The organism is Streptomyces venezuelae (genome assembly GCF_008642375.1).
Classification (GTDB): domain Bacteria; phylum Actinomycetota; class Actinomycetes; order Streptomycetales; family Streptomycetaceae; genus Streptomyces; species Streptomyces venezuelae_G.
The window spans coordinates 5111317-5133754 of the sequence record NZ_CP029194.1 but is presented as its reverse complement, the minus strand read 5'-3'; the positions used below and the strand labels follow the sequence as shown (position 1 = coordinate 5133754).

The 22438-nt window shown below is 72.8% G+C and carries 21 protein-coding genes; 5 read left to right on the top strand and 16 right to left on the bottom strand.

Annotated features, from left to right (window positions below; translation table 11 throughout):
* Positions 1-38: 38 nt before the first annotated feature.
* The 5 genes from DEJ46_RS23685 to DEJ46_RS23665 form a co-directional block, all read right to left on the bottom strand.
* The gene (locus DEJ46_RS23685) at positions 39-1055 is read right to left on the bottom strand and encodes an ArsR/SmtB family transcription factor (RefSeq protein WP_150269425.1); all 1017 of its coding nucleotides are present in this window, start codon (positions 1053-1055) and stop codon (positions 39-41) included.
* A gap of 224 nt (positions 1056-1279) precedes the next feature.
* A complete protein-coding gene (locus DEJ46_RS23680) occupies positions 1280-2488 on the bottom strand; it encodes a serine hydrolase domain-containing protein (protein ID WP_150269423.1) in 1209 nt (402 codons plus the stop codon).
* A gap of 48 nt (positions 2489-2536) precedes the next feature.
* Positions 2537-3283: an energy-coupling factor ABC transporter ATP-binding protein gene (locus DEJ46_RS23675; protein WP_150269421.1), complete on the bottom strand. Its 747-nt coding sequence runs from the start codon at positions 3281-3283 to the stop codon at positions 2537-2539.
* A complete protein-coding gene (cbiQ, locus tag DEJ46_RS23670) occupies positions 3280-4074 on the bottom strand; it encodes a cobalt ECF transporter T component CbiQ (protein WP_150269419.1) in 795 nt (264 codons plus the stop codon). Before cbiQ ends, DEJ46_RS23675 begins: the two co-directional genes overlap by 4 nt.
* Before the next feature lie 17 nt (positions 4075-4091).
* Complete coding sequence (locus DEJ46_RS23665; protein WP_150269418.1) at positions 4092-5132, bottom strand: energy-coupling factor ABC transporter permease; 1041 nt, start codon at positions 5130-5132, stop codon at positions 4092-4094.
* 142 nt (positions 5133-5274) lie between these two features.
* Here DEJ46_RS23665 and DEJ46_RS23660 point away from each other — a divergent pair, with 142 nt between their 5' ends.
* Positions 5275-5646 carry an SsgA family sporulation/cell division regulator gene (locus DEJ46_RS23660; protein ID WP_150269416.1) on the top strand — a complete coding sequence of 124 codons (372 nt, stop codon included), beginning with the start codon at positions 5275-5277 and terminating at the stop codon, positions 5644-5646.
* Between the two features lie 28 nt (positions 5647-5674).
* Here the strand turns inward: DEJ46_RS23660 and DEJ46_RS23655 are convergent, their stop codons facing one another.
* Complete coding sequence (locus tag DEJ46_RS23655; protein ID WP_150269414.1) at positions 5675-7834, bottom strand: MMPL family transporter; 2160 nt, start codon at positions 7832-7834, stop codon at positions 5675-5677.
* A gap of 108 nt (positions 7835-7942) precedes the next feature.
* Positions 7943-8515, bottom strand: a complete 573-nt coding sequence (locus DEJ46_RS23650) for a TetR/AcrR family transcriptional regulator (protein ID WP_150269412.1) — start codon at positions 8513-8515, stop codon at positions 7943-7945.
* A gap of 175 nt (positions 8516-8690) precedes the next feature.
* On the opposite strand from DEJ46_RS23650, the gene DEJ46_RS23645 reads away from it, so the two are divergent.
* Positions 8691-12107: a S41 family peptidase gene (locus DEJ46_RS23645; protein ID WP_150269410.1), complete on the top strand. Its 3417-nt coding sequence runs from the start codon at positions 8691-8693 to the stop codon at positions 12105-12107.
* Positions 12108-12141: 34 nt separating this feature from the next.
* Here the strand turns inward: DEJ46_RS23645 and DEJ46_RS23640 are convergent, their stop codons facing one another.
* Complete coding sequence (locus DEJ46_RS23640) at positions 12142-12636, bottom strand: GNAT family N-acetyltransferase (RefSeq protein ID WP_150269409.1); 495 nt, start codon at positions 12634-12636, stop codon at positions 12142-12144.
* A 128-nt stretch (positions 12637-12764) separates the two neighbouring features.
* Between DEJ46_RS23640 and DEJ46_RS23635 the strand changes: the two genes are divergently transcribed.
* On the top strand, positions 12765-13622 hold the full coding sequence (locus DEJ46_RS23635) for an IclR family transcriptional regulator (RefSeq protein WP_150269407.1): 858 nt from the start codon (positions 12765-12767) through the stop codon (positions 13620-13622).
* Here the strand turns inward: DEJ46_RS23635 and DEJ46_RS23630 are convergent.
* From DEJ46_RS23630 to DEJ46_RS23615, 4 genes are all read right to left on the bottom strand, one after another.
* Positions 13610-13804 carry a hypothetical protein gene (locus DEJ46_RS23630; protein WP_150269405.1) on the bottom strand — a complete coding sequence of 65 codons (195 nt, stop codon included), beginning with the start codon at positions 13802-13804 and terminating at the stop codon, positions 13610-13612. The two genes, DEJ46_RS23635 and DEJ46_RS23630, sit on opposite strands and share 13 nt — an antisense overlap.
* A gap of 112 nt (positions 13805-13916) precedes the next feature.
* On the bottom strand, positions 13917-14807 hold the full coding sequence (locus DEJ46_RS23625; protein WP_150269403.1) for an SDR family oxidoreductase: 891 nt from the start codon (positions 14805-14807) through the stop codon (positions 13917-13919).
* Positions 14804-15715 carry an alpha/beta fold hydrolase gene (locus DEJ46_RS23620; protein ID WP_150274711.1) on the bottom strand — a complete coding sequence of 304 codons (912 nt, stop codon included), beginning with the start codon at positions 15713-15715 and terminating at the stop codon, positions 14804-14806. The genes DEJ46_RS23625 and DEJ46_RS23620 overlap by 4 nt, the downstream gene beginning before the upstream one ends.
* An 11-nt stretch (positions 15716-15726) precedes the next feature.
* Positions 15727-17271, bottom strand: a complete 1545-nt coding sequence (locus tag DEJ46_RS23615; RefSeq protein ID WP_150269401.1) for a flavin-containing monooxygenase — start codon at positions 17269-17271, stop codon at positions 15727-15729.
* Between the two features lie 185 nt (positions 17272-17456).
* Here DEJ46_RS23615 and DEJ46_RS23610 point away from each other — a divergent pair, with 185 nt between their 5' ends.
* Complete coding sequence (locus tag DEJ46_RS23610) at positions 17457-18077, top strand: MerR family transcriptional regulator (RefSeq protein WP_150274709.1); 621 nt, start codon at positions 17457-17459, stop codon at positions 18075-18077.
* Positions 18078-18124: 47 nt separating this feature from the next.
* Here the strand turns inward: DEJ46_RS23610 and DEJ46_RS23605 are convergent, their stop codons facing one another.
* On the bottom strand, positions 18125-18928 hold the full coding sequence (locus DEJ46_RS23605; protein ID WP_150269399.1) for an exodeoxyribonuclease III: 804 nt from the start codon (positions 18926-18928) through the stop codon (positions 18125-18127).
* A gap of 50 nt (positions 18929-18978) precedes the next feature.
* Between DEJ46_RS23605 and DEJ46_RS23600 the strand changes: the two genes are divergently transcribed.
* On the top strand, positions 18979-19458 hold the full coding sequence (locus DEJ46_RS23600; RefSeq protein ID WP_150269398.1) for a GNAT family N-acetyltransferase: 480 nt from the start codon (positions 18979-18981) through the stop codon (positions 19456-19458).
* 80 nt (positions 19459-19538) lie between these two features.
* On the opposite strand, the gene DEJ46_RS23595 is transcribed toward DEJ46_RS23600, so the two are convergent.
* From DEJ46_RS23595 to DEJ46_RS23585, 3 genes are all read right to left on the bottom strand, one after another.
* The gene (locus DEJ46_RS23595) at positions 19539-20777 is read right to left on the bottom strand and encodes a DUF6545 domain-containing protein (protein ID WP_150269396.1); all 1239 of its coding nucleotides are present in this window, start codon (positions 20775-20777) and stop codon (positions 19539-19541) included.
* Positions 20777-21292 (bottom strand): toxin-antitoxin system, toxin component, encoded by a 516-nt coding sequence (locus DEJ46_RS23590; protein WP_150269394.1) that lies wholly within the window; start codon positions 21290-21292, stop codon positions 20777-20779. The genes DEJ46_RS23595 and DEJ46_RS23590 overlap by 1 nt, the downstream gene beginning before the upstream one ends.
* 326 nt (positions 21293-21618) lie before the next feature.
* Positions 21619-22320, bottom strand: a complete 702-nt coding sequence (locus tag DEJ46_RS23585; RefSeq protein ID WP_150269392.1) for a hypothetical protein — start codon at positions 22318-22320, stop codon at positions 21619-21621.
* Positions 22321-22438: the final 118 nt, after the last annotated feature.

Below are 22438 nucleotides of genomic sequence, written 5' to 3'. Positions count from 1 at the left end.
CCTGTGTACGTGTACGGCGAGTTGACCCTACTGCCCGGTCACCGGACCGCCGGCGCCCCGCGCGTGTGGTCCAGATGCCTCAGCAGCACCGCGCCCGGGCGGTCCAGTTCGTAGAGCACGCGCACGCCCGCCCTGTGCCGGCGCACCACGCCCGCGGCCACCAGCGCCGTGAGGTGCTGGGAGACGGTGCTCGGGGCGAGGCCGAGGGCCGTCGCGAGGTCCGAGGTGGTCGTGGGCGTCACGAGGGCCCGGACGACACCGGCCCGGCTGCGGCCGAGGAGGATCTCCAGCCGGTCGCCGCGCACGGGCGCGTCGGCGCGCCGCTCGGCCGGCGCTTCCCCGACGAGGGCGGCGGACCCTTCGACCGGGTAGGACAGGGCGGCCTCGGAGCCGTCCGGGGCCGAGGTGAAGAAGGGTGCGCCCCGGCCGAACAGCAGGGGTACGAGGACGAGTCGGGAGACGCCCGACACGGCCATCACGCCGGGCACCGCGACCCCGCCGGGCACCGCGATCCCGCCCACCGCGTCCAGCACCGCCTCCGGCCCCTCGGTGGCGAGCGTGCGGGCGCGGCGCAGGACGTCCTCCTCCGTCGCCGCCCGCAGGGCCGCCGCGTACGGGGCCAGCGCGGTCTGCCAGTACCGCGGCAGGAAGGCGCGGAGCTCGGCGACGCGCGCCGCGGGGTCCGCGTACAGCGGGCGGACCTCGGCGGGCACGCCCTGCGGGAAGCGCTGTTCGAGCTCGGCGCGGACCCGGGACGGGCAGACCGTCGCCAGGGTCGCGAGCTCCTCGCTCAGGTCCGGTCCGTCCTCGGCCGGGACGGCGAGGAGGAACGGCGGAAGGCTCCCGCCGCCGGTCCGGAAGAGGTGGACGAGCCAGCCCGGGATGGTCACCTCGGAGCGGCTCAGCGAACGGCGTGCGGCCTTGGCCCAGTGCGCGTACGGCCAGGGCACGAGGCCCCGGTGCGCGGCGAGCAGCCCGATGCTGCCGTAGATCTCCCAGAGGCGGCTGCTCGCGATCCGCAGCGCCACGCGGTCGGTCGGCGCCGCGGCCCGCACCGGGTGTTGCGCCGTTCTCGGTGTTCGTGTCGTTCCGAAGGTTCTCGCCGGTCGCGACGGTCGCGACGGAATCCCGCTCACCCCTGCCCCCCGTGCCCGCCCATTGGTCAGTGGGCTCGCACACGGTACTGGCCTGGCGCCCCCGGACCCGCCGGTCAACGGCGCAGAATGTCAGGTCAGTTCAAGAAGGGGCAGAGCCAGGTCAAGAAGGTTCAAAGTGGGGGTCAGGTCAGGTCCACGACCGACCGCACGGCCCGGACCAGCGCCTGGGCCCGCGGGTCGGCCGTGACCGTCTTCCGCATGCCGTTGGTGACGTACCCGAAGGCGATCCCGGACTCCGGGTCGGCGAAGCCGAGGGAGCCGCCGCGGCCGGGGTGGCCGAAGGAGGACGGGCCGAGGAGCGGGGAGGCCGGTCCGTGCAGCATGTGGCCGAGCCCGAAGCGGGTGCCGACGAGCAGCACCCGGTCCGCTCCCGCCGACTCCTCCGTACGGGCCAGGGTGAGCGTCGCCGGGGCGAAGAGGCGGTCGGCGCCGTCCACGGGGCCGAGGGTCGCGGCGTAGAAGCGGGCGAGCGCGCGGGCGGTGGCGACACCCGCCGAGCCGGGCAGTTCCGCGGCCCGGTAGACGGGGTCGTTCTCGTCGGGCTGGGGCTCGATGACCCCGAAGGCGCGCCGGGTGAGGGAGTCCGGGTCCTTGTAGGCCTCGCTGACGGAGCGCTTGGGGCGGAGCTTGAGCGCGCCGCCGCCGGGCGGGTCGATCTCCTCGACGGGGCCGAGGCGGCCGACCCGGTGGGCCTCCGCGTCCGGCAGCCCGATCCACAGGTCGAGGCCGAGGGGGCCGGTGATCTCCTCGGCGACCCAGCGGCCGATGGTGCGCCCGGTGACGCGGTGGACGAGGCCGGAGAGCAGCCAGCTGAAGGTGTGGGCGTGGTAGCCGTGGGCGGTGCCGGGCTCCCAGACGGGGGCCTGCGCGGCTATCGCGCCAGTGGCCGTCGGGAGGTCGATCGCCTCGGCGAGGGTGAGGGGGCGGTCCAGGACGGGGACCCCGGCCCGGTGCGCGAGGAGCTGCCGTACGGTCACGCGGTCCTTGCCGGCCGCCTTGAACTCCGGCCAGTACGTGGCGACGGGGGCGTCCAGGTCGAGCAGGCCGCGCTGGTGCAGGAGCAGGGGGACGGCGGCGGCGACACCCTTCGTGGCCGAGCGGACCACCTGCGCCGTCGACCCGGTCCACGGGGCCGTGCCGTCCACGTCTCGGGCACCCGCCCACAGGTCGACGACCTTGACCCCGTCGCGGTGGACGGCGACGGCCGCCCCGCGCTCGCCGCGCTGCTCGAAATTGCGCAGGAACGCGTCCCTGACCGGCTCCCAGCCCGCCGCCACCGTGCCCTGGACGTCCACCCGACCCACTCTCCCTTTCGTACGACCGGCTCCCATGGTGCAACGCCTGCCGGGAAAGGTGGATTCCGGGGGTGGGCCCGGGGGTCAGGCCACCGAGCTCGGTACAAAGCCGAACGGCAGCTCCAGGCGGTGCCGGGCCATCAGCTCCGTGTCCGCGAGGATCTCGCCGGTCCGCCCGTCGGCGGCGATGACGCCCTCGCTGAGGATCACCGCGCGCGGGCAGAGTTCCAGGGCGTACGGCAGGTCGTGGGTGACCATGAGGACGGTGACGTCCAGGGAGCGGAGGATGTCGGCGAGCTCGCGGCGCGAGGCCGGGTCCAGGTTGGAGGACGGCTCGTCGAGGACGAGGATCTCCGGCTCCATGGCGAGGACGGTGGCCACGGCGACCCGGCGGCGCTGCCCGAAGGAGAGGTGGTGCGGCGGCCGGTCCGCGTACTCGGCCATGCCGACCCGGTCGAGGGCCTTCCGCACGACGGCCTCCAGCTCGGCGCCCCGGACGCCCGCCGCCGCCGGTCCGAAGGCCACGTCCTCGCGGACGGTCGGCATGAAGAGCTGGTCGTCGGGGTCCTGGAAGACGATGCCGACCTTGCGCCGGATCTCGGCGAGGTGCTTCTTCCCGACCGGGAGCCCGGCGACGGTGACCGTGCCCGCGCCGCCGGTGAGGATGCCGTTGAGGTGGAGGACGAGGGTGGTCTTCCCGGCGCCGTTGGGGCCGAGGAGGGCGACCCGCTCGCCGCGCCCGACGGTCAGGTCCACGCCGAAGAGGGCCTGGTGGCCGTCGGGGTACGCGTACGCGAGACCGGACACCTCAAGGGAGGGGGGAAAGGTCATGAGGTCGTCCATCCGAGGAGGCAGATCAGGAGTGCGGTGAGGGGCAGGGCGGCGGCGTACGTCCACTGGGCGCGGGTGGCGGTCACGTCGTCGAGGACCGGCATGGTGCCCGTGTAGCCGCGGCTGACCATGGCGAGGTGGACCCGCTCCCCGCGCTCGTACGAGCGGATGAAGAGCGCGCCCGCGGACTTCGCGAGGATGCCCCAGTGGCGGACGCCCCGCGCCTCGAAGCCGCGCGAGCGGCGGGCGACGGACATGCGGCGCATCTCGTCGGAGATGACGTCGCCGTACCGGATCATGAACGAGGCGATCTGGACGAGCATCGGGGGGAGCTTCAGCCGCTGGAGGCCGAGGAGCAGGGCGCGGAGCTCCGTGGTGGAGGCGAGGAGCACGGAGGCGGCGACGCCGAGGGTGCCCTTGGCGAGGACGTTCCAGGCGCCCCACAGGCCGGGGACGCTCAACGACACCCCGAGGACGGTGGTCTGCTCGCCGGGCACGACGAAGGGCATGAGGAACGCGAACGCGACGAACGGCACCTCGATGAGCAGTCGCTTCAGCAGAAAGCCGGCCGGGACGCGGGCCTTCGCCGCCACGACCGCGAGGAGCAGGGCGTAGCCGGCGAAGGCCCAGACGGCTTCGCGGGGCGTCGAGACGACGACCACGACGAAGCCGAGGACGGCGGCGAGCTTGGTGTGCGGGGGCAGCTCGTGCACCGGCGAGTGCGCGTGCCGGTAGAGCTTGTGGGCTCCCCCGTGGCCTCCGGCACGGGAGGTACCCCCACCGGTTCCCATGTCAGACCGCACCCACGTCAGGCCGCCGCGGCTTCCTGGCTCGTGCGGCGGCGGCGGACCACCCAGAAGGCGCCCGTGCCGACGGCGAGGGTCACGCCGACGCCGATGACGCCGGCCAGGCCGCCGGAGAGGCGGGCGTTGTCGACGTCCTTGATGCCGTAGTCGGCGAGCGGCGAGTCCGCGGCGGCGTGCTCCTCGGCCTTGGCGTCGAAGCCCTTGTCGGCGGCGACCTTCTCCAGGCCGTCGGGGCTGGCGGAGGCGTAGAAGGAGACGAAGCCGGCGAGGACGAGCGCGGTGACGACGCCGCCGATCCACAGCTTCTTCGGGGAGCCCGCGGGGGCGGCCGCGGGAGTGGCCGCCGGGGTGGCCGCGTCGACCAGCTCGCCGCCGACCCGGAGCTTGAGCGGGGCGGTCAGGCCCCGGGCGCCGAAGATCAGGTCGGGGCGGACGGCGATGACCGCGCCGACGGTCAGCATGGTGATGACCCCCTCGCCGATGCCGATGAGGAAGTGCACGCCGACCATGGCCGTCATGACCTTGGAGATCGGTACGTCGGTGGTGCCGCCGATCGCGTAGAGCAGGGTGAAGGCGGCGGCCGACGCCGGTACGGAGACGAGCGCGGCGACGAAGGAGGCCGCGGTCACCGAGCGGCGGGTGCGCGGCAGGACGAGGACGAGGCCGCGGAAGAGCGCGTACGCGACGACGACCGTGACGACGCCCATGACGGTGATGTTCACGCCGAGGGCGGTGAGGCCTCCGTCGGCGAAGAGGATGCCCTGCATCAGCAGGACGACGGCGACGCACAGGACACCGGTCCAGGGGCCGACGAGTATCGCGGCGAGCGCGCCGCCGAGCAGGTGTCCGCTGGTCCCGGTGGCGACCGGGAAGTTCAGCATCTGCACGGCGAAGATGAAGGCCGCGACGAGACCCGCGAGCGGCGCGGTGCGTTCGTCGAGCTCGCGGCGGGCCCCGCGCAGGCTCACGGCGACGGCGCCGGCGGCGGCGACGCCGGCCACGGCCGACACGGGGGCATTGATGAATCCGTCAGGTACATGCACGCCCCGAATGATGAGCTTCCTGCGAACCAGTTGCAAGAGCGCATGGGTCACAGATCACAGCGTGGACGGCGCATGCCCCGCGCGCACGCGGGGAAGAAGTGACACATTGGCTTATAGAAGGACAAAACGTGAGGAGCGCGTGATGGCCGCGGTAGACGAGCACACAGACGATCACGCAGTCGACGACCACGCCAGGGGACGGATCATCAGCGACGCCCCGCTCTCCCGGCCCGTGCCCGTGACCCTCCGCTACGACGCCGACTTCTCCCCCGCGACCGTCCGCTTCGGCTTCCCCGGCGACGTCGAATGGTCCTTCCCGCGCACGCTCCTGGAGACCGGACTGCGCACGCCCACCCGCCGCGGCGACATCGAGGTGTGGCCCTGCGGCCGGGTGCAGACGGTGGTCGAGTTCCACCGGGACGACGGGGTCCAGGTCGTCCAGTTCGACACGGCCGCCCTGCTCCGCTTCCTCCGGCACACGTACGCCGCCAGTACGTCGATGACGACACACTGACGGCGTACGTACGAATCGGGCCCGGGGATCAGGCCTTGACGAGGTCCGGCTTCGCGGGCGTGCCCTCACTCGTCGACGCGGCGAGACCCTCGCCCTCCACGTCCACGCTCGGCAGGACCCGGTCCAGCCACTTCGGCAGCCACCAGGCCTTGTGGCCGAGGAGCGCGAGCACGGCCGGGACGATCGCCATGCGGACCACGAAGGCGTCGAAGAGGACCGCGACGGCCAGGCCGAAGCCGATCATCTTGATCATCTGGTCGTCCATGCCGATGAAGCCGGCGAAGACCGCGATCATGATGACCGCCGCGGCGACGACCACCCGGGCGCTGTGCCGGAAGCCGGTCACGATCGCCTCGCCGGGCCGCTCGCCGTGCACGTACGCCTCCCGCATCCGGGTCACGAGGAAGACCTCGTAGTCCATCGCGAGACCGAAGACGACACCCACCATGAAGATCGGCATCATCGACATGATCGGGCCGGTCTGCTCGACCCCGAAGAGGCCGCCGAGCCAGCCCCACTGGAAGACCGCGACGACCGCGCCGAGGGCCGCGACGACCGAGAGCAGGAAGCCGAGGGCCGCCTTGAGCGGCACCAGGACCGACCGGAAGACCACCGTCAGGAGCAGGAAGGCGAGGCCGACGACGAGTGCCAGGTAGGGCACGAGCGCGTCGTTCATCTTCTGCGAGAAGTCGATGTTCATCGCGGTGGCGCCGGTGACGAGGACCTCGTCACCGGTGGACTCCCGGATGTCGTGGACCAGGTCCTCGGTGGCGACCGAGGACGGGCGGTCCTTCGGGACCACCGTGATCATCGCGGCGTCGCCGGCCTTGTTCGGGGTCGCCGGGGTGACGGCGGCCCAGCCTTCGAGGCCCTTGATCGTGGAGACCGCCTTCTCGGCGGTGGCCTTGTCGCCGTCGACGACGACGAGCAGCGGGCCGTTGAAACCGGGGCCGAAGCCGTCCGACAGCGCGTCGTACGCCCGGCGCTCGGTGGTGGAGGTGGGCTTGGCGCCGTCGTCCGGCAGGCCCATCTCCAGGGAGGCGGCGGGCACGGCGATCGCGCCGAGGCCGATGACGCCGACGAGCAGCACCATCAGGGGGCGGCGGATGACGAACCGGGCCCAGCGGGTACCGCCGTTGGGCTTGTCGCTCTCCTTCGCGGTGCCCGTGCGCTGCTTGCGGCCGACGACCTTGTCGCCGGCGAAGCCGAGCATCGCGGGGATGAGGGTGAGGCCGACGAGGACGGCGATGACGACCGTGCCGGCGGCGGCGAAGCCCATCTTCGTCAGCATCGGGATGTTGACGACGGCCAGGCCGACCAGGGCGATGACGACGGTGAGTCCGGCGAAGACGACCGCCGAGCCCGCCGTGCCGACCGCGTGGCCCGCCGCGTCCTCCTTCTCGCGCCCGTCGGCGAGCTCCGCGCGGTAGCGGGAGACGATGAAGAGGGCGTAGTCGATGCCGACCGCGAGGCCGATCATCATCGCGAGGGTCGAGGTGGTGGAGCCCAGGTCGAGGACGTTGGCGAGGGCGGCTATCGAGGAGACGCCGATGCCGACGCCGACGAGGGCGGTGAGCAGCGGGAGTCCGGCGGCGACCAGCGAGCCGAAGGTGATGACGAGCACGATGCCGGCGATGACGATGCCGATGGCCTCGCTGACGCCCTGCTCGGGCATGCTCTGGAGGGCGTCACCGCCGACCTCGACGGTCAGGCCCTTGCCCTGCGCGCTGTGGCCGGCCTGGGTGAGGGCCTTCTTGCTCTCGTCGGTCAGCTCCATCCCGCTGACCTTGTAGGAGACGGAGACGTAGGCGGTGGAGCCGTCCTGCGAGACGGCCTTCACCGCGTACGGGTCGGTGACCGAGACGATCTGGTCCGAGCCGGCCTTCAGCGCGGCGACGGTCTCCCCGACGACGGCCTTGTGGGCCGGGTCGGTCATCTTCTGGCCCTCGGGGGCCTTGAAGACGACGCGGGCCGTGGCCCCGTCGGCGTTGGCGCCCGGGAAGCGCTCTTCGAGCAGGTCGAAGGCGCGCTGGGCCTCGGTGCCGGGGATCGAGAAGGAACTGGACGTGGGGGCGGGCGCGGTGGCGGCGCCGATACCGGCGACCGCCAGGAGCGCCACCCAGAGGAGGGCGACGAGCCGTCGGCGCCGGAAGGCGGAACGGCCCAGCTTGTAGAGGAACGTGGCCACGGGGGCGTACTCCCATTGTGGGGCGGGACAGGACATGGGGAGCCGGCCCGACGGCGTGAGCGGTTCGACGTCAGGTGGAGAAAGGGTCCAGCGGTACTGCGGGGAGGATCAGACGCCGAGTGAGGGGAGCACGACGGCGTCGAAGTACGCGCTGAGGAAGGCGCGGTCGACCGGTTGGTCCTCGATCATCGGGCGGGCGATGAACGCGCCGATCAGCATGTGCGGGACGAGCTTGAGCGCCGGGTTGCCGGCGTCGACCTCGCCCCTGCGGACCGCTCGCCGGAGCACCTCGTCGAGGCTGTTCATCTCGGGTTCGATGAGCAGCTCGCGCAGGGCCCGGTGCAGTTCGGGGTTGGCGTGGGCGGCATGGGCGAGACCCCGCATCAGCGCGGCGTCCTTGTCCATCTGGCAGTCGTCGGTCTGGGCGAGCATCGCCTCGATGTCGCCGCGCAGCGAGCCGGTGTCGATCCCGGTGACGTCGACCGGCTTGTTCCCGCGCAGCGCCCGGGCGACCAGCTCCGGCTTGCTCCCCCACTGGCGGTAGAGGGTGGCCTTGCTGGAGTGGGTGCGGGCGGCCACGGCGTCCATGGTGAGGGCGTCGTAGCCGACCTCACGGAGGAGGTCGAGCACGGCCGCGTACAACTCGGACTCCCGCTCGGGAGTGAGCCTGCTGCGTGCCATGGTCCGGCCTCCGGGTTCCGCCGATGCGAACGAAACGGTTTCGTACACCACAGAGACTACTCCCCCGCCTCAGCGAAACGAAACCGTTTCGTACGTGTCCCGGGCCACAGTGCGCCCCGCAGTCCGGATGTACGTACGAGTTGCCGCACCCCCTCCGCGCGGAAAGCATGTACAGGTGAGTGACGACGTCGCGTATCTCCGGTTTCCGCACCTCCACGACGACCTGCTGTGCTTCGCGGCCGAGGACGATCTCTGGATCGCGCCCCTCGTCCCCGAGGGCCATCGCCCCGGCCGGGCCTGGCGGCTGACCGTCGACCGCACCCGGGTGGGCCACCCGCGCTTCTCGCCGGACGGCCGCCACATCGCGTACACGAACTGGCGCAGCCTCGACCCGGAGATCCATCTCGTCCCGATCGACGGCGGCTCGGCCCGGCGCCTCACCTACTGGGGCTCCACCGACACCCGGGTCTGCGGCTGGACCCCGCCGGACCCCGACCGGGACGGCCGCTCCGACATCCTCGCCGTCTCCTCGCACGGGCAGCCCTTCTCGTACTACTCCTGGGCCTACACCGTCCCCACCGACGGCTCCCCCGGCCTCCGCATGCCGTGGGGCCCGGTCTCCGACATCGCCGTCACCGACGACCCCGTCGTCTGCGGGCACCCCACCGGCAACGGCGGCGACCGCCGCACCCTCCTCCTCACCGGAAAGCCGCCGCACGAGCCGGCTTCCTGGAAGCGGTACCTCGGCGGCGCCACCGGACGCCTCTGGCTGCACGGCGAGCGGCTGCTGCCCGACATCGGCGGCCACCTGGACTGCGCGATGGCCGTCGACGGCCGGATCGCCTTCCTCTCCGACCACGAGGGCATCGGCAACCTCTACTCCTGCCTGCCCGACGGCACCGACCTGCGCCGCCACACCGACCACGACGCCTTCTACGCCCGGCACGCCTCCACCGACGGCCGCCGGGTCGTCTACCAGTGCGCGGGCGAGCTGTGGATCGTCGAGACGCTCACCGCCGACTCCCGCCCCCGGAAGCTGGAGGTCCGGCTCGGCGGGCAGCGCGTCGGCCGCCGCCACTACCAGGTGCCCGCCGCCCACCACGTCGACTCGGTCTCCGTCGACGAGACCGGCCGGGCCAGCGCCGTCTCCGTCCGCGGCAGCCTGTACTGGCTCACGCACCGCGACGGCCCGGCCCGCACGATCATCGACACCCCCGGCGTCCGCGTCCGGCTCCCCGAGATGCTCGGCAGCGGCGGCCAGGTCGCCTACGTCACCGACGCCGAGGGCGAGGACGCCGTCGAGATCGCCTACCTCCCGCGCGCCAGCGGCGACCGGCCGCCGCGCCGGCTCGCCTCGGGCCGGCTCGGCCGGGTCGAGGAGCTCATCTCCGACCCGGACGGCGAGCGGCTCGCGATCGCCTCCCACGACGGACGGCTCCTCCTCATCACCGTGTCCGAGGAAGCGGCCGCCGCCGCGGGCACCGAGGGCTCCGGGGACGGGTCCGGGGAGGACTCCACGGAAAGCTCCGCCGGGGGCTCCGCGGAAGGCTCCGGCTCCGGGGAGGCCGAGGTCACCGAGCTGATCCGGTCCGTCAACGGGCCCGTCCGCGACCTCGCCTTCTCCCCCGACGGCACCTGGCTCACCTGGTCCCACCCCGGCATCGGCCGCTCCCTGCGCTCCATCAAGATGGCCCGCATCTCCGGACCCGGCGCCCGGACCGTCGTCGACGTCACCAACGGCCGCTTCGAGGACGAGAACCCCGTCTTCACCCGGGACGGCCGCTACCTCGCCTTCCTCTCCTGGCGGGGCTTCGACCCGGTGTACGACGTCCACACCGGCGACCTCTCCTTCCCGCTCGGCTGCCGCCCCTACCTCGTACCGCTCTCCTCCGCGACGCCCTCCCCCTTCGCGCTGCTGCCCGACGGGCGCCCGGCGGCCGGCGGCCTCGACCCCGCCGACGACGAGACGGACACCGGCGACGGCACGGTCACCGTCGAGATCGAGGGGCTCCCCGACCGGGTCACCCCCATCCCGGTCGCCGCCTCCAAGTACTCCGCGCTGCACCCCGTCAGCGGCGGCGGCCTGGTCTGGCTGCGCTGGCCCATCTCGGGCGCGCTCGGCGAGACCTTCGCCAACCCGGCCGACACCTCCGGCCGCCCCTCGCTCGAGCACTTCACCATCACCAAGGCCCGCAAGACCGAACTCGCCAAGGACCTCGACTGGTTCGCGGTCAGCGGCGACGGCACCCGGCTCGTGGTCGCCGACGAGGGCGAGCTGCGGGCCGTGCCCGCCACCGAGTCCGGGGACGGCGACTCCACCGTCTACCTGGACCTGCGGCGCATCCTCCACGAGGTCGACCCGGGCGCCGAGTGGCGCCAGGCCTTCGACGAGGCCGGCCGGATCGTCCGCGCCTACTTCTGGGAGCCCGGCATGGGCGGCGTCGACTGGCCGGCCGTCCTCGACCAGTACCGGCCTCTCGTCGAACGGGTCTCCTCCCCCGACGAGTTCGCCGACCTGCTCCGCGAGGTCGTCGGCGAACTGGGCACCTCGCACGCCTACGTCACCCCCGCCCGCCGCAACGAGGGCCCGCCGCACTACCAGCGGCCCATGGGCCTGCTCGGCGCCAACCTCGTGCCCCGGGAGGCCGGCTGGACGGTGAAGCGGATCCTGCCCGGCGAGTCCTCCGACTCCAAGGCCCGCTCCCCGCTCGCCGGCACCGGCATCCGCGAGGGTGCCGTCCTCACCCACGTCGACGGCCGACCCGTCGACCCGGTCGCCGGCCCGTACCCGCTGTTCTCCGGCACCGGCGGCACCACCGTCGAGCTGACCTTCACCCCCGCCGAGGGCGAGGGCCGCTCCCGCCGCGTCGCCGTCGTCCCGCTCGTCGACGAACGGCCGCTGCGCTACCAGGACTGGGTCGCCAAACGCCGGGCCGTGGTCCGGGAGCTCAGCGGCGGCCGCTGCGGCTACCTCCACATCCCCGACATGGGCGGCTCCGGCTGGGCGCAGTTCAACCGCGACCTGCGCATGGAGGTCTCGCGACCCGCGCTCATCGTCGACGTCCGCGGCAACGCCGGCGGCAACATCAGTGAGCTGGTCATAGAGAAGCTCACCCGCAGGATCCTCGGCTGGGACCTCACCCGGAACGCCCAGCCCGTCTCGTACGCCTCGAACGCCCCGCGCGGCCCCGTCGTCGCCCTCGCCGACGAGGCCACCTCCTCCGACGGCGACATGATCACCGCCGCCTTCAAGCTGCTCGGCCTCGGGCCCGTCGTCGGCCAGCGCACCTGGGGCGGGGTCGTCGGCATGACGGGCCGCCACCGGCTCGGCGACGGCACCCAGATCACGGTCCCGATGAACGCGGCCTGGTTCCCCGAGTACGGCTGGTCCCTGGAGAACCACGGCGTCGAACCCGACCTCGCGGTCCTGCGCACCCCCCTCGACTGGGCCGAGGGCCGGCACGCCCAGCTCGACGACGCCGTGCACGTCGCCCTCTCGCTCCTCGACGAGACCCCGGCGGCCAGCCCTCCGGGCTACGAGGCGGTCCCCGACCGCTCCCGCCCGAAACTGCCGCCGCGGCCGGAGGCATAGGGAAGGGGCCTGGGGAAGGGCCCGGGGAAGGGGCCTACGCGCGGGCCGCGCCGAGGTCCAGTTCGTACGAGGTGCCCGGCTCGCCGTCCAGCGTCACGCTCCCGACCGCGCCGAAACCGACCCGCCCGAGCACGGTCCTCGACCCGGCGTTGTCGAGGGTCGTGGCGGCGGTCAGCCGCGTCAGCCCGTACGCCTCCCGTGCCAGCCGGCACAGCTCGCGCACCCCGGCCGTCGCCACACCCCGCCCGGCCGCCTTCTCGGCGACCCGGTAGCCGAGCTCGGCCGCCCCGTCCGCGGCGTCCACGAGGTTGAAGCGGCCGAGCACCTCCCCGTCCTCCGCCACCAGGACGTGGAAGTGGATCGCACCGGTCTCCTGCTCGTCGAGGAGCGCCCGGTGCCGGTCCTCGAACTCCTCGAAGAACGCGTCCCCGCGGTCGGGCACGGAGGCGGCGAAGTAGGCACGGTTGTCCCGCTCGAACGCGAGCAGGGCGGGCGCGTGGTCGGGGCGCAGTCGCTGCAGTTCAGGCATGGGGGCACGGTATGCGCTCGCCTGGGATAGGGCGCCCTAATATCCTGCGGCCCGGGGCCGGTCACGGCGGAAACCCGCCGGGCGGAGCACGCCGTCCAGGATGCAGAAGATGCAGAACAGGAACCCGCATGCCCGATCGATCACCGACCGGCCAGACCCTCATCCAGTCCGTCCAGCGCGCCGTCCACCTCCTGCGCGCCCTCAACCACCGGGGCGGCGGCGCCAGCGCCAAACAGCTCGCGCGCGACACCGACCTGCCGCTTCCCACCGCGTACCACCTGCTGCGCACCCTCTGCCACGAGGGCCTGGTGACCAAGGACCGCCACGGGTACGCGCTCGCGGACCCGGACGGCCTCGCCGTCCCACAGTCCTCCGCGCCCGAGAGCCTGCCCACCCAGGAGTGGGCCGACCGACTCAGTCTGGAACTCGACGCCGCCGTCTACTTCGTCGTCTACCGCGAGGGCGAGATCCGGGTCACGACCGCCTCCCGCAACCCCGACTGCCCGCCCGTCACCGAGTGGGCCGACTTCCGCCTCACCGGCCACGCGCACGCCGCCGGCCAGGTGCTGCTCGCCCAGCTCGGCGACGAGGAGCGCGCCGACCACCTCGACCGGCACCCCGCGACCCCGCTCACCCGGCACACCGTGGCCGGCCGCACCGCCATCGAGCGGCGCCTCGCCTCCCAGCGGCGCGGAACGCCCTTCCTGGAGTACGAGGAGTACGCCCTCGGCTCCGTCTGCGCCGCCGTCCCCATCACGGTCGGCTCCTCGGCCGCCGCCCTGGCACTGTCGCTCCCGTCCGCCCGGACGGCCGACCTCAAGCCGCTCGCGCGCCGCCTCCAGGACCGCGCCGAGAGCGTCCTCCTCGACCGGACCTTCTCGATCACCCCGAGCGTGCCCAGCCCGCCCCGCACCTCCCCGGGAACGCGTGAAGGCGCACCCGGCGTCCCGGGTGCGCCTTCGCGGAGCGGGCGTCAGGCGTCGTAGTCCTGGTCGAACCGGTCCTGGGCCTCCTGCTGGGCCCGGCGCGTCTCGGCCTCGGAGCGGTCACGGCCCTGGGAGGCGCGCTCGGACGCCTCGTCCCTCGCCTTGCCCATGGCCTGCTTGGCCTGCCTGGCCTGCTCCTGGAGCTGCTCCGGCTTGTCGCTGAACTGGTCTCGCTTACCCATGAAGGTTCACTCCTAGAAGGGTGTGAGGGAGACCCCGGGGCGTCGCGCCCCTGGGGTCGCGACCAGCCTTGCACGGGCGAACATTCCACGCATTTCGATCAGATACGCCCTGTCACCGACGGGCTGTGCCTCCCGCGCGCGCCTGCTCGTCGGCCGCGCCGCCCGCACCCACGAGCCCCTTGGAGACGGAGCCGAGACGGGGCTCGAAGCGCCGCATCTCCCGCTGCCCGACTGTCGCGATCATCCCGGGGAGATAGCCCCGGACCGACTGCATCCCGCGCAGCCACCACTGCGCGTACACGTGGGAGGAGCGCCGCTCGATGCCCGCGACGATCCGGTCGACGGCCGGGCCGAGGGGGTACGTGCGGTTCGCGGGCCACGGCAGCCGGGAGCGGAGCTCGCGCATCACGTCGTCCTGGTCGGCGCCCCGCACCATGTCGGTGTCGGTCCAGGACAGATAGCCGACGCCGACCCGCACGCCCTTGTAGGCGACCTCGGCGCGCAGGCTGTGCGCGAAGGCCTCGACGCCCGACTTGGAGGCGCAGTACGCCGTCATCATCGGGGCCGGGGTGAGCGCCGCGAGCGAGGCGATCTGGAGGAAGTACCCACGGGACTCCATGAGGACGGGCAGGAACGCCCGGCCCGTCACGGCGCCGCCGATCAGGTTGACCTCGATGACCCGCCGCCAGGCGTCGGGGTCGGACTCGACGAAGGGACCGCCCGCCGCGACACCGGCGTTGGCGACGACGATGTCGACCTTGCCGAACCGCTCCTTGACCTCGGCCGCGACCTTCGCCATGGCCTCGTGGTCGGTGACGTCGGCGTGCCACCAGTCGGCCTCGGTGTGCAGCCGTCCCGCGACCTCCTTGAGCTGCTCGGGCTCCAGGCCGACGAGCGCGATCTTCGCGCCGCGCGCGGAGAGCTTGCGGGCGAGGAGTTCACCGACGCCCCGTGCCCCTCCGGTGACGACCGCGACCTGTCCTTCCAGGCTCACCCTGCTCATGCCTGCTCCTTCTGCTTCTCCTGGTCCCCGGACTTCACGCCCAGGTACGTGAGGGTCAGTTCGCGGATCTGCGCGGTGACGGCCTCGGGGGCCTCCACCGGCGTCATGTGGCCCATGCCGGCCAGCTGGACGAGGCCCGTGCAGTGCGGCAGCGCGTCCGCCATCGCGCGGGAGTGGACGGCCGGGGTGAGCCGGTCGGCGGTGCCGACGAGGACGGCCACCGGCAGCCGCAGCTCCCGCAGTCCGGCTTCGAGGTCGAGGCCGGCGAGGACCTGCGACCAGCCGTAGCGGGCCCCGCGCGGGCAGGCGTGCACGATCCGGGCGCAGGCCTCGACGCGGTCGGGCGCCGAGCCCGGTCCCATCGTCGCGTACTTGAGGACCTTCTTCGAGACGGCGTTGACCGGGCCGAGCGGCGCCTTCGCGCCGAGGACGGCCCTGGTCAGCCGGCTGCGCAGACCGCCGGGCCTGAGCGGTACGACGGTGGCCTCGGCGGTCAGCCGGGAGGGCCCGGTGGAGCAGAGGAGGACGGCGGCGGCGTGCTGCCGGAAGCCGGGGCGTCCGGCGGCGGCCATGAGCGTCATGCCGCCCATGGAGTGGCCGGCGAGGACGGCCCGCTCGCCGGGGCCGAGGGTGGCCGCGAGCACCGCCTCCAGGTCGTCGGCGAGCGCCGTCGTGGAGTAGCCGCCGGGAGCGGGCACGGGGGACCTTCCGTGGCCGCGCTGGTCGTAGGCGATGACCCGGTGGTCGGCGGCGAGCGCCCGGATCTGCTCGGCCCAGAAGGCGGTCGAGCAGGTCCAGCCGTGGGCGAGGACGACCGCGGGCGCGCCCTCGGGGCCGTACACCTCGACGTGGATGGCGGAGCCGTCGGCGGAGAGGGCGGTGACCTCGCGGGGCGTGGGCAGCGACATGAGGTGTGAGCTCACTGGGCGGTCTCCTTCTTGCGGGAGGCGGCGCGGCTCTTCGCCGCCGGGGCGGGCTCCGCCGCGCGGACCACCTCGTACTCGGAGAGGTCGACCTGCCGGGTCTCCTTGCGGAACTCGCCCGTCGTGCCCGGCCACAGCGTGGTGTTGCGGCCGTTGGCGTCGAGGTACCAGCTCTCGCAGCCGCCCGCCTTCCAGACGGTCCGCTCCATCCGGGCCTGGACCTTGCGGTTCCAGACGCCGACGGCGGAGGGGCGGACGGCGAGGGCGGCGCGCCCGCCGCGCCCGGAGGAGGTGAGGAGGGTGAGCTGGCGCAGGTAGTCGGCCATGTAGTTCAGCTGGGACTCGATCATCAGGATCATCGAGGAGTTCCCGAGGCCGGTGTTGGGGCCGATGACGGTCATGAAGTTGGGGAAGCCGGCGGCGGTGGCGCCGCGCAGCGCCTCCATGCCGCCCTTCCAGGTCTCGGCGAGGGTCTTCCCCTCGGCGCCGACGACCCGCTCGGCGATGGGCATGTCGGTGACGTGGAAGCCGGTGCCGAAGACGATCGCGTCGACCTCGGTCTCGGTGCCGTCGGCGGCGACGACGGTCGAGCCGCGGACCTCGCGCAGTCCGGAGGCGACGACGTCGACGTTGGGCTGGGCGACCGCCGGGTAGTACGTGCTGGAGAGCAGGATGCGCTTGCAGCCGATGCGGTACGAGGGCGTCAGCTTGGCCCGCAGCGCCGGGTCCTTGACGGCCTTGGCGATGTTGGCCTTGGCGAGCTTCTCGATGAGTCCGAGTTCGTTCGGGTGCTTGGTGAAGGCGCCGACCTGGAGTTCGCGGATGCCCCAGAGCAGGCCGCGGCGGAGGGTGCCGGTGACGGGCACGGCGCGGTGCAGCCACCGCTCGGGGCCGCTGATCGCCCGGTCCATGCGGCGCATGACCCACGGGGGCGTGCGCTGGAAGAGCGTCAGCTTCCCGACCAGGGGCTGGATCGCGGGCACGATCTGGATGGCGGAGGCGCCGGTGCCGATCATGGCGACGCGCTTGCCGGTGAGGTCGTAGTCGTGGTCCCAGCGGGCGGAGTGGAAGACCTTGCCGGGAAAGTCGGCGAGCCCGGGGATGTCGGGGATCTTGGGGTCGGAGAGCGGCCCGGTGGCGGAGACGACGACGTCGGCACTGAAGCGGCCACGGCCGGTCTCGATCTCCCAGCGCAGCGCCTCGGCGTCCCACTCCATCCGCAGCACCTCGTGGCCGAGGCGCAGGTGGGGGCGGATCCCGAAGGTGTCCGTGACATGCTCCAGATAGGCGCGGATGTGGCGCTGTCCGGAGAAGGTCCGCGGCCAGTCGGGATTGGGCGCGAAGGAGAAGGAGTAGAGGTGCGAGGGCACGTCGCAGGCACAGCCGGGGTAGCTGTTGTCGCGCCATGTGCCGCCCACGGAGTCGGCCCGCTCCAGGACGACGAAGTCGGTGATTCCCTCGCGACGCAGCCGGACGGCGGCGCCGAGGCCACCGAATCCCGATCCGATCACCGCCACCCGTACGTGCTCGTGCTTCGCCATGCCGCCTCCCGCGCGCCCAGCAGATCACGCCAGCAATCACTGGCACAGTCGGGACTGTAGAGCAGCTCCAAACCGAGCGGTAGGGGTACGGCGAGGGAAAGTTACCGGCGGTACAACATAGGCTGGCGTGCGTGGAAGAAGGATCAGTCGAAGGACCGGGCCCCGGCGGCGTACGCGAGTACCGCATGGAGGAGCTGGCGACGGCCGCCGGCATCACCGTGCGCACCCTCCGCTTCTACCGCGAGCGCGGACTGATCCCGCCGCCCCGCCGCGAGGGCCGGATCGCCTGGTACGACGAGCACCACCTCGCCCGGCTGCGCACCATCGCCGCCCTCCTGGAGCGCGGCCACACCCTCAACGGCATCGCCGACCTGACCAGCGCCTTCGAGAGCGGCCGGAACGTCCGCGAGATGCTCGCGCTCGGCTCCCCCACCGAGGAGGAGCCCGTCCGCCTCACCCCCGAGGAGCTCGCCGACCACTTCGCCGGCGAGGTCACCCCCGAGAACCTCGCGGCCGCCCTCGACCTCGGCTACCTCGTCACGGACGGCGAGGAGATCATCCACATCAGCCGCCGCCTGCTCGACGTCTCCGCCGCCCTCGTCCGGGAGGGCGTCCCGCTCGCCGAGGTCCTCGAGGCCGGCGCCCGCGTCCGCGAACACGCCGACGCCCTCGCGGAGCTCTTCACCGACCTGCTGCGCGCCCACGCCGCCGAGGACGACGTCCGGCGCCTGCGCCCGCTCGCGAAGAGCGTCGTCGAGGCGGAGCTGTCGATGGCGCTCGACAGGCGCCTGCGCGACACCCCCTGACGTTTCCCGCACGGCATCCCGAGCGGGAAAGTCGGAGGGGGAAGCCCCTAGAGCTCGTAGACCGCGGTCACGGGGGCGTGGTCGCTCCACCGCTCGGCGTGGGTGGCGGCGCGCTCGACGTAGGCCTTGACGGCCTTGGCGGCGAGGCCGGGGGTGGCGACCTGGTAGTCGATGCGCCAGCCGCTGTCGTTGTCGAAGGCGCGGCCGCGGTAGGACCACCAGGAGTAGGGCCCCTCCTGCTCGGGATGGAGGGCCCGCACGACGTCCACGTACCCGCCGTCGCCGTCCTCGAAGACGCGCCCGAGCCACTCCCGCTCCTCGGGCAGGAAGCCGGCGTTCTTCTTGTTGGCCTTCCAGTTCTTGAGGTCGGCCTCGCGGTGGGCGATGTTCCAGTCGCCACAGACGACGACTTCGCGCCCGTCGGCGGCGGCCCGGGTCCTGAGCTCCTTCAGATAGGGCAGGAACTCGCCCATGAACCGGTACTTCTCGTCCTGGCGCTCGGTGCCGACCTCGCCGGAGGGCAGGTAGAGGCTGGCGACGGTCACGCCGGGCAGGTCGGCCTCGATGTACCGCCCGCTGACGTCGAACTCGCTCGACCCGAAGCCGACACGCACGGCGTCGGGCTCGCGGCGGGTGTAGAGGGAGACTCCGGCGCGGCCCTTGGCGGCGGCGGGCGCGTGGGCGGTGAACCAGCCCTCGGGGCTGCGCACCTCCTCCGGCAGCTGCGCCTCCTCGGCACGCACCTCCTGCAGGCAGACGGCGTCGGCGGAGGTGCCGGCCAGCCACTCGACGAAGCCCTTCTTGGCGGCGGCGCGGAGACCATTGACATTGACGGACGTGACAGTGAGCATCCCGGGAGAATACCGACACCTCAGCTCTGCATACATGTACGATATTTCGCATGAACATCCAGCCCACGCCCTTCGACCACCCCGACGCCGTCAAACTCAACGACGCGGTGCAGCTCGAATACGCCGCCCGCTACGGCGACGAGGGCGACGTCACACCGCTGGACGCCGCGATGTTCGTCCCCCCGCTCGGCCTGTACCTCCTCGCCTACGACGAGCAGGGCCGCCCGGTCGCCACGGGCGGCTGGCGCACCCAGGACCGGAACGACGAGGGCTACGCGGACGGCGACGCCGAACTGAAGCGCATGTACGTGGTCCCCGAGGCCCGCGGCCTGGGCCTGGCCCGCCGCGTCCTCGCCACCCTCGAATCCGACGCCCGCGCGGCCGGCCGCATCCGCATGGTCCTGGAGACGGGCACGGCCCAGCCGGAGGCCATAGCCCTCTACACCTCCAGCGGCTACGAACCCTGCACGAAGTTCGGCCACTACCGCGACTACCCCAACAGCCGCTGCTTCGCGAAGCCGCTGGCCTGACGCGCCGTCGCGCGCGCCCGTTCAGAGCCGGAGCCGGTCCTCCAGGGGCCGCCCTCGCCCCGGATTCAAGCCGACCACTCTCACCGGCCGACCGCGGACACCGGCCGACCGCCATCGTCCGCGGAGTGTGCCGCCAGGGCGCGGGAGATCGAGACCAGGAGGTCACGGTCCTCCCGCTCCGCCGAGCACACGGCGACCATCGCGGGCACGCATCGCTCCGCCGAGGGCGACGACTCACGGGCGCGGGCTTCGGCCGCCGCCACGTACATGGCCGCGAGCCCGATGGCTACGGCTTCGCGTTCCGGCGCCCCGGCCCCCTTCGCCCGCCGGTAGGACTGCTCGCGGATCTCGTCCGTGCAGTAGGCACACAGGTCGAGCATCCAGTCGTGGATGGCGGTCATCCGGTAGAGCAGGACCTGTTCGGGTCCGGCGTACCAGGGCGGGGAGGGGAACGCCCCGTTCCCGGCGGTGGGCCGCGAGCGGCGGGTCAGTCGCCACAGGGGCCGCAGGGCGCTGACGGCGAGCAGAGGACGCCACACGCGGTCGACCACCCCGGGGCCGTACACCGGCACCAGGAGCCCGAGGCCGACCACCATCCCGCACACCGTCATGAAGGGGGACAGGCTCTCGTTCAGGGCGTCCCAGTCCCGGCCCGCCCAACGGGCGGCGATGGCGGTCAGCTTGAACGAGCCGAAGACGATGTTGCCCACCGCCCCGGTCACCAGGACGAGCAGCCCGATCCACAGGAACCGGTCGACCGTCGTCCTCGCCCCGCGCCCTGCCCTTCCGCCGATCTCCAGCATCCAGTCCCCGCACACGAGGGCCATGGCCACGCCGGCCACGACGTACGCGACCAGGTAGAGCACGAGCATCCCGCTGATGTACGGGGTCGTGGCGTAGTACGTGTCGAAGTTCCGCGGCTGCTCCACCGGGACGTCGCCCAGAGCGAAGAGGACCACCAGCGCCGCGACCACGGCGCAGCAGCCGGTCCACCAGGCCCGCACCTGCCGACGCGTACGGGCCTCGTCCTCCGGTTTCGCCTTCCAGTAGCTCAGCAGCACCAGGGTCACGCACGCGTAGGCGGTCATGACGCAGTGGACGAGGAGGGCCGACAGATTGCTGATGCCGGTGAACCGGTTGACGGCGGTGACGGTGGGCGGGGCGGACAGGATGAAACCCACACAGGGCAGGAACAACAGGGCGTTCACCGTCAGGACCGTCGGGCTGGGCCGGCCGCGCATGAGCCCGGGCAGCCTCGCCAGCAGGGCGGCACCCAACGCGGCGGCGGGAACGTAGTAGTCGACTCCGTCCGGCGCCATCAGCCCGCCAGGGAGGCCCAGATGCGGCCCGCCGCGTCGCCCTGGGACGTGCCGCCGCGCGCGCCGATCAGGAAAGGCCGGAACTTCGCCGCCAGCAGACGGCCGAACTCCTCCGCACGCCGCTCCTCGGCGACGCTGTGGTCGGTGCGCGCCGCGACGTGCGCGCACGCCTCGGCGAGGGTCCACCCGTCCCCGAGCATGCGGGCGGCCGCGGCCCCGCCGGCCGGGCTGCCGGACTTCCCGCAACGGCCCTCCTTGCGATGCCACAACTCGTGCCCGAGGATCACCATCTGATGGAACGGCAGAGTGTTCTTCTCCACCGCGATCACCTCGTGGTCGCCCAGGTCGAGCCAGAGCCCACTGACCGTGTCGGGCGGGAACGGCTCCAGCATCAGCCGGACCTCACGCCCGCCGCTCTCGGTCACGTAGGCGCAGATCGCCCGCAGCAACTCGTGCGGTTCCTGCCCGGCCGGGCGCGCCGTCCCGGCGAACAGATCGTCGCGATGACGCTTCATCTTCCGGGATACGCCTATCGCGCCCCATATGTCTCCCCCCACCCGGACACGCCCCCCAAGCCGGTGCACCGCTCAACGAACTCTTGAACGCGCGTGCGGCACCTGGTCAGTGACTGCCGCTCGGCGTCCGAGACGGACCGCCCCTGAGGACCGGCCCTCGCCCGTCCGCGACAGTATCCACTCACGTGCGCGCTAGCAACTGTGCCGGACCCCCATCGTGCCTGGCCAGAGGCCGTTTTACCGGCGCGGGTGCAGGGCGCGCGGCGGACGACCGCGGGGCGGGGGCGCGGACTGCACGGGGCCGGAACGCCCGGCTGGTGGGCGTCTCAGGCGCCGCCCTCCCTGGCGCGCTCCTCGCGCGAACGGCGGGCGATGGACTCGATGAGCGCGATGATGGGCTGCGCGGTGTCGTCCGGCACATCGGCGAGTGCACGCGCGGCGTAGCCGACGACGCCGAGATCGGCACCGGGGGAACCGGAGGGGCCGGAGTCCCTGAGGCGCTGGATGTCCTCGTCCTGGCGGGCGACGGTGCGCTCCAGCAGGTCCTTGTGGATCAGCTGGAGCACCCGGTCGAGCGCCTCGGCGGGGGGAGCGACCAGGAATTCGATGCTCTCGCCGAAGAAGCGCGCGATGCCGGCCGCGTGATCGAGGTTGGGCGCCTTCCCCGTCTTGATCATCTTGTCGAGCCACTGGGCACTCGTCCCCGCGCCCGCCGCGATCTCCGCCAGCGAGTGGGTGCGCCGCTGGCCGTCGGGGGCGGTCCGGAGCCGGGTGCGGCGCAGGAAGACGATCCGGGCGACCACCCGGCTGTGCCGCTCCTCGACCGGGTCCGCGCCGCCGTCGTCGCTCTGCGGCAACTCGCCGCGCAGCAGCCCCCGCACCTCCTCCTCGGCCAGCCCGGAGGCGTAGGCGAGCCCGCCCTCGCCCTCCACGCGGAGCACGTCCTCGGGCTCGAGCCCGGCCCGCTCGAGCAGGGAGGTGATGCGGCGAGCCGTCCCGGCGGGGTCCGCGGTGAACCTGTCACTCATCCCTGCTCCCCGACTCACTGTACCGGCTCCTCGGCCAAGGCGTACTTGAACGTCAAACTTTAACGACTGCAGCTTGACGTCATCAACCACGGATGAGGGAAATCGGCCCGCTGCACGG